15 protein-coding genes are annotated in these 13,988 nt (G+C 57.8%); 6 read left to right on the top strand and 9 right to left on the bottom strand.

The window, feature by feature from the left end; genetic code table 11:
- Nucleotides 1-28: 28 nt before the first annotated feature.
- Complete coding sequence (locus IV493_RS02570; RefSeq protein WP_013358990.1) at nt 29-526, top strand: CinA family protein; 498 nt, start codon at nt 29-31, stop codon at nt 524-526.
- Nucleotides 527-557: 31 nt separating this feature from the next.
- Here IV493_RS02570 and IV493_RS02575 read toward each other — a convergent pair whose 3' ends face one another.
- Complete coding sequence (locus tag IV493_RS02575) at nt 558-1,541, bottom strand: MDR family oxidoreductase (RefSeq protein ID WP_013358989.1); 984 nt, start codon at nt 1,539-1,541, stop codon at nt 558-560.
- Between the two features lie 563 nt (nt 1,542-2,104).
- On the opposite strand from IV493_RS02575, the gene IV493_RS02580 reads away from it, so the two are divergent.
- On the top strand, nt 2,105-4,258 hold the full coding sequence (locus IV493_RS02580; protein WP_147790035.1) for an ornithine decarboxylase: 2,154 nt from the start codon (nt 2,105-2,107) through the stop codon (nt 4,256-4,258).
- 586 nt (nt 4,259-4,844) lie between these two features.
- On the opposite strand, the gene IV493_RS02585 is transcribed toward IV493_RS02580, so the two are convergent.
- The 4 genes from IV493_RS02585 to mutY all read right to left on the bottom strand — a co-directional run bounded on the left by IV493_RS02585 (nt 4,845) and on the right by mutY (nt 7,923).
- A complete protein-coding gene (locus tag IV493_RS02585) occupies nt 4,845-5,075 on the bottom strand; it encodes a hypothetical protein (protein ID WP_195857686.1) in 231 nt (76 codons plus the stop codon).
- Between the two features lie 356 nt (nt 5,076-5,431).
- Nucleotides 5,432-6,511 carry a membrane-bound lytic murein transglycosylase MltC gene (gene mltC, locus IV493_RS02590; protein ID WP_150014226.1) on the bottom strand — a complete coding sequence of 360 codons (1,080 nt, stop codon included), beginning with the start codon at nt 6,509-6,511 and terminating at the stop codon, nt 5,432-5,434.
- A gap of 54 nt (nt 6,512-6,565) precedes the next feature.
- Entirely contained in the window at nt 6,566-6,838 is a 273-nt protein-coding gene (locus IV493_RS02595) for an oxidative damage protection protein (RefSeq protein WP_003853409.1), read from the bottom strand.
- Complete coding sequence (gene mutY / locus IV493_RS02600) at nt 6,838-7,923, bottom strand: A/G-specific adenine glycosylase (protein ID WP_033784019.1); 1,086 nt, start codon at nt 7,921-7,923, stop codon at nt 6,838-6,840. Before mutY ends, IV493_RS02595 begins: the two co-directional genes overlap by 1 nt.
- 154 nt (nt 7,924-8,077) lie before the next feature.
- Between mutY and trmB the strand changes: the two genes are divergently transcribed.
- The 3 genes from trmB (at nt 8,078) to IV493_RS02615 (ending at nt 9,905) form a co-directional block, all read left to right on the top strand.
- Nucleotides 8,078-8,797, top strand: coding sequence for a tRNA (guanosine(46)-N7)-methyltransferase TrmB (gene trmB / locus IV493_RS02605; RefSeq protein WP_010248887.1), 720 nt, complete (start codon nt 8,078-8,080; stop codon nt 8,795-8,797).
- A complete protein-coding gene (locus IV493_RS02610; RefSeq protein WP_003853403.1) occupies nt 8,797-9,123 on the top strand; it encodes a YggL family protein in 327 nt (108 codons plus the stop codon). The genes trmB and IV493_RS02610 overlap by 1 nt, the downstream gene beginning before the upstream one ends.
- A 65-nt stretch (nt 9,124-9,188) precedes the next feature.
- On the top strand, nt 9,189-9,905 hold the full coding sequence (locus IV493_RS02615; RefSeq protein WP_013358982.1) for a DUF2884 domain-containing protein: 717 nt from the start codon (nt 9,189-9,191) through the stop codon (nt 9,903-9,905).
- 49 nt (nt 9,906-9,954) lie between these two features.
- Here the strand turns inward: IV493_RS02615 and hemW are convergent, their stop codons facing one another.
- Genes hemW through IV493_RS02635 form a run of 4 tightly spaced genes read right to left on the bottom strand, consistent with a single transcriptional unit; the run spans nt 9,955 to nt 12,976 of the window.
- Nucleotides 9,955-11,094: a radical SAM family heme chaperone HemW gene (hemW, locus tag IV493_RS02620; protein ID WP_061063312.1), complete on the bottom strand. Its 1,140-nt coding sequence runs from the start codon at nt 11,092-11,094 to the stop codon at nt 9,955-9,957.
- Nucleotides 11,087-11,680, bottom strand: coding sequence for an XTP/dITP diphosphatase (locus IV493_RS02625; protein WP_195857687.1), 594 nt, complete (start codon nt 11,678-11,680; stop codon nt 11,087-11,089). Before IV493_RS02625 ends, hemW begins: the two co-directional genes overlap by 8 nt.
- Nucleotides 11,681-11,701: 21 nt before the next feature.
- Complete coding sequence (locus IV493_RS02630) at nt 11,702-12,256, bottom strand: YggT family protein (RefSeq protein ID WP_013358979.1); 555 nt, start codon at nt 12,254-12,256, stop codon at nt 11,702-11,704.
- Between the two features lie 12 nt (nt 12,257-12,268).
- Complete coding sequence (locus IV493_RS02635) at nt 12,269-12,976, bottom strand: YggS family pyridoxal phosphate-dependent enzyme (protein WP_135907720.1); 708 nt, start codon at nt 12,974-12,976, stop codon at nt 12,269-12,271.
- A gap of 14 nt (nt 12,977-12,990) precedes the next feature.
- Between IV493_RS02635 and IV493_RS02640 the strand changes: the two genes are divergently transcribed.
- Nucleotides 12,991-13,986: a type IV pilus twitching motility protein PilT gene (locus tag IV493_RS02640; RefSeq protein WP_013358977.1), complete on the top strand. Its 996-nt coding sequence runs from the start codon at nt 12,991-12,993 to the stop codon at nt 13,984-13,986.
- The last annotated feature ends 2 nt before the right edge of the window (nt 13,987-13,988 follow it).

Here is a 13,988-nt window from a genome sequence, read left to right on the forward strand (position 1 = left end):
TTCAGGACATAATACTCAGGAGACCATAATGGCAAAATCATTAGATCAAACCGCTGAGCAACTGGGTAACATTTTACTCTCCTCCGGACTTCATCTGACGACTGCCGAATCCTGTACCGCGGGGCTGATCAGCATGACGCTGGCCGCGGTGGAAAGCAGCGGCGACTTCTACACCAGCGGCTTTGTGACCTACAGCGAAAATGCCAAAATTCGCCTGCTGGGCGTGCATCCTGACACGCTGAAACAGCACACGGCGGTGAGCGAGCAGACGGCGCGTGAAATGGTACAGGGAGCCTGCGCCCGTTCAGGCGAACCGGTAGGGTTATCGATTACCGGCTATGCCGGACCCGATGGTGGCGAAGATGGCACGCCAGCGGGCACTATCTGGTTTGGCTGGGTATTGCCGGACGGCAGGGACGAGGCGGAGTGCCATCAGTTCAGCGGCGATCCGAAATCCGTGATGGAGCAGGGCACGCAGTTCGCGCTGGAAGGGTTGATCAAACGGCTGCAGCGAGCCAGTCGATAAAGGCGCGCGGTACGCGCCTTATAAAAGCGGGTTAGCGGCAGTCGACAATCAGACGACCCTGTACGCTGCCATCCAGCAATGCCTGAGCACCTTCTCTGGCTTCACTCAGCGGGATCACCCGGCTCAGTTTGCTGAGCCGATCGCTATCCAGCAGCTCACCGAGTCGTTGCCACGCCTGCTGACGAAGCGGCTTCGGACACATCACGCTGTCGACACCCGCCAGCGTGATGCCACGCAAAATAAAAGGCGCGACGCTGGCGGGCAGGTCGAGTCCCTGCGCCATACCGCAGGCAGCCACCACCCCATCACGCTGAATACCGGCCAGCACGTTCGCCAGAGTGTGACTGCCGACGCTGTCTATCGCGGCGGCCCAGCGCTCTTTTGCCAGCGGCTTACCGGGATGGGAAAGCTCTTCGCGATCAATCACCGATGCCGCGCCCAGCGTATCGATAAGATACGCATGGTCACTGGCGCGACCGCTGGAGGCGATCACCTGATAACCCAGACGCGCCAGCAGGCTGACACTATAGCTGCCGACGCCGCCACTGGCACCGGTCACCAGCACGGGGCCATGTTCGGGCGTGATGCCCTGTTTTTCCAGCGCCATGACGCAGAGCATTGCGGTCAGCCCTGCTGTGCCGATGGCCATGGTCTGCAGCGGGCTAAGAGAAGCGGGCACGCGCACCAGCCAGTCGCCGCTGACGCTGGCTTTCTGCGCCAGGCCGCCCCACTGTTTTTCGCCTGCGCCCCAGCCCGTCAGCAGCGCCACATCATCCTCTTTCCAGTCGGGATGACGGCTGGCCGTCACGCGGCCGACAAAATCGATACCTGGCACCATCGGAAACTGGCGCACAATCGGGCCTTTATTGCAGATAGCCAGGGCATCTTTATAGTTCAGGGATGAGTAGCTGACGTCGAGCGTGACATCATAGTCGGGCAGTTGGGATTCGGGGAGATCTTTCAGCAGGGAACGGTAACCTTGTTCGTCATTTTCAATGACCAGTGCCTTAAACATGTAGCCTCCGGCAGAGTGGGAAAGAGAGGGTAAGTTTACGCCCGCGAGTGGCAATGCGGTAGGGCAATGGCCGCCTCTTCGGTTTATGGAGGCAACAGGCAGGGAAAAGTGCGCTGACAGCGCTAGCGAATTATGTGCATAAATCTGCATATAATTCATATAATTAGTCGTATTATGAATTTTTTATGATAAATAGACTATAAAAATCATGTTGTTATCTTTTTATTATGTGACTGAATAATTGCCTGGGTCGGGTTGTTCGTGCATAAAAAAGATGACATTATGACCGCCACTTTTTGACCCTGCTTGTTCACTACAGAGGACGTCGCCATGTCCGGTTCACCGCGCACCAGCCCGGATTACCGTTCGCTTTTTCCGGCGCTCACCGGGTTTTCCTCTTTTCCACACTCTCCGTTATTCGCCATGCGGTGAGGCCAGCCAGGCAGCGGCTGTGGATCTGCTCGCCACACTGCACTATGCCTTCTGACGCTTAATTATTCGCCGGGGCGCTGTCCCCATACTTGTGCTTCTGGCACCTCCTCCCTGACGTTAGGGATCCTGTTATGACTCCACTGAAAATTGCTGCCAGCGCCGCTGTCGCGCCCAGCCTGACCCTGAACACCGCGCGTGACGTAGTAACGCTGGATAACACTGATTTTACGGATGTGGCGGCGGTCGTCGTCTCGCTGGCAGATACCCGCAGCGGCGTGCTGGCGCTGCTGCGTCACACCGGCTTTAATCTGCCGGTATTTGTCGCGAATGCGTTTGAAGAAGAGGTGATGCACCTGCCCGGCGTCAGCGGTGAGCTGAATGGCGAGCCACAGGAGTGGCTTGCGCTGGAAGCAGCTGCGCAGGCGTATGAAGCGGCGCTGCTGCCACCTTTTTTCGAAACGCTGACCCGCTATGTCGATATGCAGAACAGCACCTTTGCCTGTCCCGGACATCAGGGCGGCGCGTTCTTCAAAAAGCATCCGGCAGGCAAACAGTTTTATGACTTCTATGGCGAGAATGTTTTCCGCTCTGACATGTGCAATGCCGACGTCAAACTGGGCGATCTGCTGATCCACGAAGGCTCGGCTAAAGATGCGCAGAAGTATGCGGCAAAGGTGTTTAACGCCGATAAAACCTACTTTGTGCTCAACGGCACCTCAAGCGCCAATAAAGTGGTGACCAATGCGCTGCTGACCCGCGGCGATCTGGTGCTGTTTGACCGTAACAATCACAAGTCGAACCATCATGGCGCGCTGATTCAGGCGGGCGCGACCCCGGTCTATCTTGAAGCAGCACGTAACCCGTTCGGCTTTATTGGTGGCATTGACGCGCACTGCTTTGATGAGGCTTATCTGCGTGAGCAGATCGCGGTCGTCGCCCCTCAGCGCGCAGAAGAGGCGAGGCCTTTCCGTCTGGCGATTATCCAGCTCGGCACCTACGATGGCACGGTCTACAACGCCCGCCAGGTGGTGGATCGCATCGGTCATCTGTGTGATTACATCCTGTTTGATTCCGCGTGGCTCGGCTATGAGCAGTTCATTCCGCTGATGGAAGGCTGTTCGCCGCTGACCCTGGATCTGAATGAAAACGATCCCGGCATTTTTGTCACCCAGTCTGTGCATAAGCAGCTGGCCGGTTTTTCGCAGACTTCGCAGATCCACAAAAAAGATAATCACATTCGCGGACAGCGGCGCTTCTGCCCGCACAAGCGTCTGAATAACGCCTTTATGCTGCATGCTTCTACCAGCCCGTTTTATCCGCTGTTTGCCGCACTGGATATCAACGCCAGAATGCATCAGGGCGAAGCAGGGCGTCGCATGTGGGATGAGTGCGTCATGCTGGGCATTGAGGCGCGTAAAGCGATCCTCGATCGCTGTGAAATGATCCTGCCGTTTGTGCCGGAAATTGTTGATGGACAGCGCTGGCAGGATGCGCCAGTTGAGACGATCGCCCGCGATCTGCGCTACTTCAGCTTTGAACCGCAGGCGAAGTGGCACGGTTTCGCCGGTTACGCGCGCGATCAGTATCGGGTCGATCCCTGCAAGCTGCTGCTGACCACGGCAGGGATCGATGCGGCAAGCGGGGAATACAGTGATTTCGGGATCCCGGCGACCATTCTGGCGAACTACCTGCGTGAGAACGGCATCGTGCCGGAGAAGTGCGATCTCAACTCGATCCTGTTTTTGCTGACCCCGGCTGAGAGCCCGGAGAAGATGGCGAATCTGGTGGCGATGCTGGCGCAGTTTGAGCAGCACATCAAAGAGGATGCGCCGCTGGCCGAAGTGCTGCCGACGATTTACCGCAAAAACGCCGAACGTTATGCCGGGTATACCCTGCGTCGCCTTTGTCAGGAGATGCATGACCTTTACGTCAGTCATAACGTGAAGGATCTGCAGCGGCTGATGTTCCGCGCCGCCGAGTTCCCGCCGGTCAGCGTAAATCCGCAGGATGCACATCAGGCTTATATTCGCGGCGAAGTGGAGCTGGTTCCGATCGCCGAGGCCGCAGGCCGTGTCGCTGCGGAAGGCGCGTTACCTTATCCACCGGGCGTGCTGTGCGTCGTGCCAGGCGAAGTCTGGGGCGGCGCGGTGCAGCGTTACTTCCTGGCGCTGGAGGAGGGGCTTAATCTGCTGCCGGGCTTCTCGCCGGAGCTGCAGGGCGTTTACACCGAAGAGGATGAGCAGGGACGTAAGTATCTGGTGGCCAATATGATGGTGGGGCGCTGATCTGAGCGGGGCAGAGGCGGGTAGCGGCCCGCCAGGCCTTTAGTTCGCTGCGCGAAAGGGCGCTGAGAGAGTTTCGTTCGTCTCACGAGGTGGGCATGCTTTGCAGCGGGCTGGCACTGAGAAGGTTACGCCCGCCAGGCGGTCGGGAGTTTCAGGCTGCCGGTGCAGGCGGACGCGTCAAGGGGTGGACGCCCGCCCCTTAACAATCCCGGCGGGTAGCAGCCCGCCAGGCCTTTTTGTTCGCTGCGCGAACGGGCTATGAGAGGGGTTTCGTTCGTCTGGCGAGATGGGCATGCTTTTCAGCGGGCGGGCTCTGAGAAGGTTACGCCCGCCAGGCGGTCGGGAGTTTCAGGGTGCCGGTGCAGGCGGACGCGTTAAGGGGCGTACGCCCGCCCCTTAACAATCCCGGCGTCCGGCAGCCTGCGCGCCCCGCTTTGCGGGGTGCCTTCGTCACGCCCTGCGGCCGACGGACCGTCCGGACGCGCCATCCCTGGCGCGAACCGTCCTTTCGCCGACGTCCTGTCGGCTCATCCTGGCCTCCGGTTGTTCCTCAGCGCTTCGGATGCCTCTGGTAATTCCCCGCCTGTTATCTCTTTTGTTTTCTCTGGTGCTGTATTGTCTGCTGACCTGAAAAGCCAAAGCCAAAGCCAAAGCCAAAGCCAAAGCCAAAGCCAAAGCCAAAGCCAAAGCCAAAGCCAATCCCGGAAACGTAAAGCGATAAAATACCCAACACAAGAACAAGAAATAACAGCAGGGGGTCAGGGAGGCCATCTGAACCGCTGAGCGGATGAGGGATTTCAGGACGAGCGACAGGCATGTCGCGAAGAGGCGGGTTCGCGCCAGGGATGGCGCGTCCTGCCGGTCCGTAAGAAATCCTGAAGAAGCGAAGGAACCGCGAAGGGGCGGTGAAGCAGGCCGGAGCCGGGGGTCAAGGGGCGCGGCGACTGGCGCCCCTTGTCGGTCGCCTGCAGAGGCGTGTCTGAAACTGCCCAACTGATCAGGCGAACGAAACCCTTCTCAGTGCCACCCTGCTGCAAGCGAAACCTTTTCATAGCAAGCCCGCTGCGAAGCGTGCCCCGTTCGCGCAGCGAACACTTTCAGCGTCAGCCCGCTGCAAAGCGAACCTCAAGCCCCATTCGCGCAGCGAACAACCCCCCGCTTCAGCGGCTCCGATCAGAATCCCCGATAACTCTTCTGAGCCGTACTCACCTTATACAGATAACGCCGCGACTCTGCCGACGGATGCTGGTTCGCCAGGGTCGAATAGACCTTGCTGGGTGACATGCCGTTAATCATCGAGAACGCCCGATCTTTATCGCTGGAGAAGACGCGCAATACGCTGCCTGCACCACCGTTATAGGCGGTGATCACCGCATAGCGGCGTGACAGCGGATCCTGAATGCCGCCCAGATAGCTGCGCTGCAACAGCGACAGATAAGCTGTACCGGCATCGATATTGTTCTCCGGATCCAGCAGATAGCTGCGGCTCGGCTTGCCCCATTTACCTTTCATGCGGAACACGTCAACACCGGCGGTATGCTGCACCACCTGCATCAGACCCAGCGCATCAGAATGGCTCACGGCGTAGGGGTTGAAGCTCGACTCGGTCTGCATAATCGCAAGGATTAAAGAAGCGTCGACACCATACTGCTCGGCGGCTTTACGCACCATCGGCAGGTATTTGTGCGCACGCTTATCCAGGTGGTTCGGCACCATCGGAATCGAAATGCTGTAAATCACATGCAGACCCGAGGTGCGGCGCATTAATTTATTCTGAATCAGATAGTCAGCAAAGGCTTCCGCGCGACCCTGCCAGCGAATCGGCTGACCGGTGTTATCCAGCACCTGACCATAGAGCAGCGGCTCTTTACTGATCTCGATGTCGTTGGCGTCAGAATAGAGATCGACATTGCCCGGATCTTCGCCAATCAACAGCGTGGTCACGATAGCCTGACGCAGACTGGCCATTGGATCGGTGCCAGAAATGGTCTCGATGGTCAGCTTACCGCTTTCAAAGTTGATGTGGCTGCGGGTGTAATAGTTGTCGCTATATTTGACGTAATCTTTCGGTCCGGCGATCAGGACCTCATTGATACCCCAGATATTCTCAATATTGTGAGCAAACTGGCCCATCAGAATATCAAAGCCGTTGGTGTCTTTAACCCACTCCTCGTGGGATTGCTGATTCTTTGACCCGGAACAGGAAACCAAAAGTGGTGCTATCACCAGCAGGGCGATTAATTTTTTATTCATTGGAAATGCAAGCCTGACCTGGATAACCGGCCTCAGCGATGAGGCCCGGAATGTTTACGCTTCTGGCGGTGTATAGCCTTCGATATGAACGTCTTTGCCTTCGAACAGGAAATTGATCATCTCCTTCTCCAGCACCTTACGATCTTCGGGATTCATCATGTTGAGCTTCTTCTCATTGATCAACATGGTCTGTTTCGCCATCCACTTCTGCCAGGCTTCTTTGGAGATGTCGTTGTAAATACGCTTACCCAGGTCGCCCGGATAGAGTTGAAAATCCTGACCTTCCGCGTCGCGCTGTAAAAAAGTACAAAAAATGGTGCGGCTCATTACTCTTCCTCATTAATCTCACAACTGTCCAAAGCCAGTTGTCGGGGATGGCGCAGCTCGTGTAACAGGCGCTCAACGGGTGCAGCTAATCCCACAGATGGTGGCAGCGCTAAGTTATACCAGAGACCGCCTGCTTCATCCATCGCCGCCCCGGCAGAAGGCCACGACAGCCACATTGGCACGATATCGAGATGGAAATGACTGAAGGTGTGACGAAACGCGGTAAGCTGTTGCGGTTTTGCATGGATGCCACGCGCCGCCAGCCAGTCATTCAGCGCCGCTTCGGTGGTGAACTGCGGGAAGCAGAACAGACCGCCCCACAATCCCACAGGCGGGCGCTGCTCCAGCCAGACATCATCGCCATCCTGCATCATCAGGAACCAGCCGCTGCGCTCTGGCAGCACCTGCTTAGGCTTTTTGCCGGGATAGCTCGCCCAGCTGCTGCTGGCGTACGCCTCACACCCGCTGTTCAGCGGACAGATTTCACACTTCGGCTTAGAGCGGGTACAGACAATCGCACCCAGATCCATCATCGCCTGATTAAACTGGCTGACGCCCTCGGCGGGTGTGACCTCTTCGCTGATCTGCCACAGCCGCTTTTCGACCTCTTTTTTACCCGGCCAGCCGCTGACGGCATAGCAGCGGGCCAGTACGCGCTTAACGTTGCCATCCAGAATCGGGAAATGCTGACCCAAAGACAGCGACAGGATTGCGCCCGCTGTAGAGCGGCCGACGCCGGGCAGGGCAGAAACATCATCGAAATTACGCGGGAATTCGCCCCGGTGAACCTCGACAATCTGTTTTGCCGCTTTGTGCAGATTACGCGCACGGGCGTAGTAGCCGAGGCCGGTCCAGAGATGCAGCACCTCATCCAGCGGTGCCGCAGCGAGATCGGTGACCGTGGGGAAGCGCGCCATGAAGCGTTCAAAATAGGGAATAACCGTGGCAACCTGGGTTTGCTGTAGCATCACTTCGGAGAGCCACACCTTATAAGGCGTTTTCTCCAGCTGCCACGGCAGGGTTTTGCGACCAAAGCGCTGATACCAGTCCAGCACCTGTTGCGCGAACTGCGGCGCTTGCATCATAAGAAGGAAATTTTCCGTGTTTACTCTACACTCAGGCAGGAATTCCAGCACATGCGCACCTGGGTGTAAACCGGAAGATTGCAAAGGCTTGCTTCTGCTTATGAACTTTGCATAATGCCCGTTTCCCGGAACAGGCTAACCAGCAGGCTTTTACATGATTAATGACGTCATCACCCCAGAATTTGATGAGAACGGGCGGCCATTGCGCCGGATCCGCAGCTTTGTGCGCCGCCAGGGTCGCTTAACCAAAGGCCAGCAGCAGGCGCTGGATACCCTGTGGCCGGTCATGGGGGTGGAATATCAGCCTGAGCCTGTCGATCTGCCCGCGCTGTTTGGCCGCGAAGCCCCGGTCACGCTGGAGATTGGCTTTGGCATGGGCGCATCGCTGGTGACCATGGCGCAGAACACGCCACATCAGAACTTCCTGGGTATTGAAGTGCATGCGCCGGGCGTGGGTGCCTGTCTGGCCGCCGCCAAAGAAGCCGACGTGCAGAACCTGCGGGTCATGTGCCATGACGCGGTGGAAGTGCTGGAGAAAATGATTCCGGATAACTCGCTGCGCATGGTTCAGCTCTTCTTCCCCGACCCGTGGCATAAAGCACGTCACAATAAACGCCGTATCGTCCAGGTGCCGTTCGCCGAACTGGTGATGCGTAAACTGAAGCTGGGCGGCGTTTTCCACATGGCGACCGACTGGGAAGCCTACGCGGAGCATATGCTGGAAGTGATGAACAGCATCGATGGCTACCGCAATCAGTCAGAGCAACAGAATTACGTGCCGCGTCCTGAGACGCGTCCACTGACAAAGTTTGAGCAGCGCGGGCAGCGTTTAGGCCATGGCGTATGGGATTTAATGTTTGAGAGGGTGAAATAATGGCCACACAACGCAGCCGCCGTTTACGTAAAAAACTGCACATCGACGAGTTTCAGGAACTGGGCTTCTCCGTTGCCTGGCGTTTCCCGGAAGGCACCAGCGAAAGCGAAATTGATGAGACGCTGAACCAGTTCATCAATGAAGCGATCGATCCTAACGGCCTGGCCTTTGATGGCAGCGGCTACCTGGTGTGGGAAGGTCTGGTTTGCCTGCAGAAAACCGGCAAATGCACCGATGAGCATCGTGCGCTGGTCCGCAAATGGCTGGAAGACCGCAAGCTGCAGGATGTGCAGATGACGGAACTCTTTGACGTCTGGTGGGACTAAGTCGTCACACAGTGTCGGGCTGCGGCCCGATCGGAGGGTTTCAGACCCGATCTTAGGGAGTAGATATGATGCGTAAAGCGCTTCTTGCTGTGCTGCTGGTGGCAGCAACTCAGGCTCAGGCAGCCTACGAATGCAGCGTTAAGCCGCAGGACGATGTGGTGATTAAACCGCAGAGCGTGCAGGTGGTCGGTGCTAACGGCAATATGGAAATCTCGCCGCAGGGCGACGTGCAGTTCAATGGCCAGAAAGTTTCGCTGGATATCGCTGAACGTCAGAAAGCGATCGACTATCAGAACGCGCTGCGGCGCGATCTGCCGTGGATCGACAGCGGAGCGACCTCCCGTCTGGAGAAAGGACGTGCGGCACTGGATCGGGTCATCGTTGAAAAACTGGGCACCGACAGCAACGTGCGTAATCGCCTGACCACGCTGAATGGCCAGCTGAAACAGCAGATGAACCGCATCATTGAACACCGTGAAGACGGTCTGACGTTCCACCATCAGGCGATCGATCAGGTGCGCGCCGAAGGCGAAAGGCTGGTGCAGTCAACGCTGGGCGGCGTGATGCAGGACAGTCTGAATGAGATGGGCAGTAAGCAAGGCAGTGGCGGCAGTAATCCGCTGCAGGCGATTATGGGCAATCTGGGCGGTCTGCAACAGTCGATTCAGGCTGAGTGGAGCAAGCAGGAGCAGGATTTCCAGAACTTCGGACACGAAGTGTGTAATCGCGTGATTTCGCTGGAAGATCAGCGTAAACAGCTTACCGGCGCACTGAAAAAATAAGTTAACGCCTCAGCCTGACGGGCTGAGGCGCTTTTTTACTCTTCCGCACTCACTCTTCCGCTAAGAACAGCTCCAGCAGCGAATTCAGGAACAGCTTCCCTTTCTCCGTAATCTGCCACTGCTCAGCGGTTTCCGTCACGTAACCGGCGGCAATCGCGGCATCCATCTGTGGACGGATCACCTGCTCTGACAAACCGGTGTAGCGGCTGAACTCGTCGCGCGGCGCGGCCTCCAGCAGGCGAAAGCGGTTCATGAAATATTCAAACGGCTTGTCGCTATCGGCAACCTCATACTGTTTTTCGCGGTAGTTACCCTGCATGAAGCCACGCGGATGACGGGTTTTCACCGTGCGGACAATGCGGCCATCCGGCTGGGTCAGTTTGCCGTGTGCGCCACAGCCAATCCCCAGATAGTCGCCAAAGCGCCAGTAGTTGAGGTTGTGTTCACAGCGATATCCCGGCTTCGCGTAGGCGGAGGTCTCATACTGCTGATAACCGGCCGCCTGCAGCAGCCGATCGCCCTGCTCGAAAATATCCCACAATGCATCATCATCCGGCAGCACCGGCGGGCGTGAGCCAAACAGGGTGTTGGGTTCGATGGTGAGCTGATACCAGGAGAGATGCGGCGGATTCAGCGCAATCGCCTGACGTAAATCGTCGAGCGCCTCTTCCAGCGACTGATCGGGCAGGCCATGCATCAGGTCGAGGTTAAAGCTGCGCAGCGACAGCGACTCTGCCAGTTCGGCGGCGCGGACGGCCTCTTCCGGACCATGAATACGGCCCAGACGCTGCAGCTTTTGCGGACTGAAACTCTGTACACCAATCGAAATACGGTTGATACCGGCACGCTGATAAGCGCTGAACCGGTCAGCTTCCACGGTGCCAGGATTGGCTTCCATGGTCACTTCCGCATCAGGGGCGAGCGTCAGACGCGCCCGCACGCCATCCATCAGCATCTGCATCGCACTGCTGCTCAGCAGGCTGGGCGTACCGCCGCCAATGAAAATCGTGCGCACTTCCCGGCCATTGATCAGCGGCAGGTCGATCTCCAGATCGCGCAGCAGGTGCTGCACGTATTCAACGTGCGGCACCTCATCTTTCAGCGCGTGGGAGTTAAAATCACAGTAGGGACACTTCTGTACGCACCACGGAATGTGGATGTAGAGACTTAACGGCGGCAGATTAGGCATTACGCATCGCTTCCAGCAACAGCGTCAATGCTTTACCCCGGTGAGAAACTGCACCTTTTTCCGCTTTGCTCAGCCCGGCCGCGGTTTTACCCAGCGCCGGGACAAAGAAAATCGGGTCATAACCAAAGCCATCGGCGCCAGAGGCGGAGCGGGCAATCTCGCCCTGCCAGCTGCCGTGGAACACCAGCGGCGTCGGGTCTTCCGCATGACGCAGATAGACCAGCACGCAGTGGAACTGCGCCTGGCGCTGACCGTCAGGCACGTTTTCCAGCGCCTGCAGCAGTTTCTCCAGGTTCTGCTGATCGCTGGCCTCTTCACCGGCGTAGCGCGCCGAGTAGATGCCAGGCGCGCCGCCCAGCGCATCCACGGCCAGACCGGAGTCATCGGCGATGGCCGGTAATCCGGTGATCTGTGCCGCGTGACGCGCCTTGAGAATCGCGTTCTCAATAAAGGTCAGGCCAGTCTCTTCTGCCGATTCAACCCCAAGGTCAGTCTGCGCGACGATATCCAGACCAAAGGCGGAGAGTAACTCCGCCAGTTCACGCACTTTGCCGGGATTGCCGGTTGCGAGCACAACTTTTTGCATAACAGTTCCAGTTTGATTCATTTACAGCAGATACCAGAGACCCGGGAACAGGTCCATGCCGAGAAAGTTCAGGGCATACAGCACCAGGATGACGATCATCGCTGAGAAATCGATGCCGCCCATCGCAGGCAGAATACGGCGAATAGGTGCCATCATCGGCTCGGTCAACTGCACCAGCAGATAATCGACCGGGCCACGGCCCTGGCTGATCCAGCTCATCAGAGAGCGAACGATGATGACCCAGAAGACCAGATAGCCGGCGGATTTCACCAGCGATAGCAGACCGACCAGGAGATTCGTCGGATCGACCGAGAACACGCCTACCTGAATCAGCAGTAAAATCGGGTATTTCAGCGTGGTCAGCACAAAGGCCAGCAGCAGCGAGGCGGTATCAATCGGCCCCAGAGCCGGCAGTATGCGGCGCAGTGGCTTAACAATCGGCTGTGTCACTTTTACGACAAACTGCGCCACTGGATTGTAAAAATCGCAGCGGGACCACTGCATCCAGATGCGTAACAACAGCACCATGACGTAGAGATCGATCAGCGTTTTTACTAAAAACGTCAGTGTTAACATGAAGTTCCTCTGTTATTGTTGTGAGTTGTGCGCATAATCTCGTGCGCCAAAAATGGCGGTGCCGATACGCACCATCGTACTGCCTGCGGCGATTGCCGCCTCCATGTCATCGCTCATTCCCAGCGAAAGCGTATCTATACCAGAATAGTGCTGTTGCAACTGCCGGAAGGCTTCCGCCATCTGCTGACACACCGCCAGCTGCCGCTGGTAATCACTCTCCGCTGCCGGAATCGCCATCAATCCCCGCAGCCGCAGTTGCGGCAGGGCAGCGATCTGCTCCGCCAGCCCGGAAACGGCCTCCAGCATGATGCCAGATTTGCTGTTCTCGTCACTGATATTTACCTGAATTAACACATTCAGTGGTGGCAGCGAGGCGGGCCGCTGATCGTTGAGCCGCTGCGCAATGCGCTGGCGGTCGATGGTGTGACACCAGGCGAAATGCTCTGCCACCAGACGGCTTTTGTTGGACTGCAACGGGCCGATGAAGTGCCACGCCAGTTCAGGATGTGCGGCCAGTGCCTGAACCTTTTCAACCCCTTCCTGGACGTAATTTTCACCGAAGGCAATCTGGCCAGCGGCAAAGGCTTCTTCGACCGCGCTCGCAGGTTTGGTTTTGCTGACTGCAAGCAGGGTAATTTCTTCCGGAGCGCGGCCGCAACGCGCGGCAGCGGCGGCGATTCGCTGTCGCACTTGCTGTAGGTTCTGCTGGATTGAAGTCATAGTCAGGAGAAATTATGAATCTGGATGAAATGGTGGGGCTTAGTGTAAAGCATAATGCCGCCGATCTGCACCTTTGCAGCGGACATTTGCCCTACTGGCGGCGGCAGGGAAGGCTGGAGGTGATTCCGCAGCAGGCCAGACTTTCTGCCGCCTGGATGGCAGAGTTTATGACCCGCTGGCTCAGTGACCCGCAGCGTCAGCAGCTGGAGCATGCAGGGCAGCTCGATTTCGCCCTGAGCCTGACCTGCGGCCAGCGTCTGCGTGCAAATCTGTTTATGCAGCGCAACGGCCTGTCACTGGCGCTGCGTATCATTGCCACCGCGTGCCCGACGCTGGAGAGCCTGCAACTGCCCGCCGTTGTGCCGACGCTGCTCGAGCAGCAGGATGGCCTGATTCTGGTGACCGGTGCGACCGGCAGCGGTAAATCGACCACGCTGGCGGCGCTGGTCGATGCGCTGAACCGCCAGCAGGCGCGCCACATCATTACGCTGGAAGACCCGATTGAATTTATCCATCACAGCCAGCAGTCGCTGATTCAGCAGCGCGAAATTGGCCTGCACTGCGATTCGTTCTCACTGGGGATAAAGGCGGCGCTGCGTGAAGATCCCGACGTCATCCTGCTGGGCGAACTGCGCGACAGCGACACCATCCGTCAGGCGCTGACGGCGGCGGAGACTGGTCATCTGGTACTGGCGACGCTGCACACCCGCGGCGCGGCGCAGGCGGTGGACCGGCTGGTGGATGTCTTTCCGGCGGAGGAGAAACAGCTGGTGCGTACGCAGCTGGCGGGCAGCCTGAAAGCAGTGATTGCGCAGCGGCTGGTGCCTTCAATTGCCGGATCGCGCATCGGACTGTTTGAAGTTCTGATCGCCACGCCCGGCATCACTAATCTGATTCGGGAAGGTAAGATGCACCAAATCCCTGCGCTGCTGCAGACCGGCGCGCAGGCCGGTATGCAGACGTTTGAGCAGAGCCGGCTGGCGCGTCAGGCCGCCGGTCTGATTGAGTAAGC

This window comes from Pantoea sp. SM3640, from assembly GCF_015654165.1.
GTDB classification, from domain to species: domain Bacteria; phylum Pseudomonadota; class Gammaproteobacteria; order Enterobacterales; family Enterobacteriaceae; genus Pantoea; species Pantoea vagans.

Excerpts from the sequence above, each read along its gene's own strand:
- IV493_RS02640 (WP_013358977.1), top strand. The coding sequence starts at position 12,991 with ATGAATCTGGATGAAATGGTGGGGCTTAGTGTAAAGCATAATGCCGCC.
- mutY (WP_033784019.1), bottom strand. The coding sequence starts at position 7,923 with ATGATGCAAGCGCCGCAGTTCGCGCAACAGGTGCTGGACTGGTATCAG.
- IV493_RS02595 (WP_003853409.1), bottom strand. The coding sequence starts at position 6,838 with ATGAGCCGCACCATTTTTTGTACTTTTTTACAGCGCGACGCGGAAGGT.
- IV493_RS02570 (WP_013358990.1), top strand. The coding sequence starts at position 29 with ATGGCAAAATCATTAGATCAAACCGCTGAGCAACTGGGTAACATTTTA.
- IV493_RS02580 (WP_147790035.1), top strand. The coding sequence starts at position 2,105 with ATGACTCCACTGAAAATTGCTGCCAGCGCCGCTGTCGCGCCCAGCCTG.
- IV493_RS02635 (WP_135907720.1), bottom strand. The coding sequence starts at position 12,976 with ATGACTTCAATCCAGCAGAACCTACAGCAAGTGCGACAGCGAATCGCC.
- IV493_RS02610 (WP_003853403.1), top strand. The coding sequence starts at position 8,797 with ATGGCCACACAACGCAGCCGCCGTTTACGTAAAAAACTGCACATCGAC.
- IV493_RS02630 (WP_013358979.1), bottom strand. The coding sequence starts at position 12,256 with ATGTTAACACTGACGTTTTTAGTAAAAACGCTGATCGATCTCTACGTC.
- IV493_RS02625 (WP_195857687.1), bottom strand. The coding sequence starts at position 11,680 with ATGCAAAAAGTTGTGCTCGCAACCGGCAATCCCGGCAAAGTGCGTGAA.
- IV493_RS02615 (WP_013358982.1), top strand. The coding sequence starts at position 9,189 with ATGATGCGTAAAGCGCTTCTTGCTGTGCTGCTGGTGGCAGCAACTCAG.
- trmB (WP_010248887.1), top strand. The coding sequence starts at position 8,078 with ATGATTAATGACGTCATCACCCCAGAATTTGATGAGAACGGGCGGCCA.
- IV493_RS02575 (WP_013358989.1), bottom strand. The coding sequence starts at position 1,541 with ATGTTTAAGGCACTGGTCATTGAAAATGACGAACAAGGTTACCGTTCC.
- mltC (WP_150014226.1), bottom strand. The coding sequence starts at position 6,511 with ATGAATAAAAAATTAATCGCCCTGCTGGTGATAGCACCACTTTTGGTT.
- IV493_RS02585 (WP_195857686.1), bottom strand. The coding sequence starts at position 5,075 with ATGCCTGTCGCTCGTCCTGAAATCCCTCATCCGCTCAGCGGTTCAGAT.
- hemW (WP_061063312.1), bottom strand. The coding sequence starts at position 11,094 with ATGCCTAATCTGCCGCCGTTAAGTCTCTACATCCACATTCCGTGGTGC.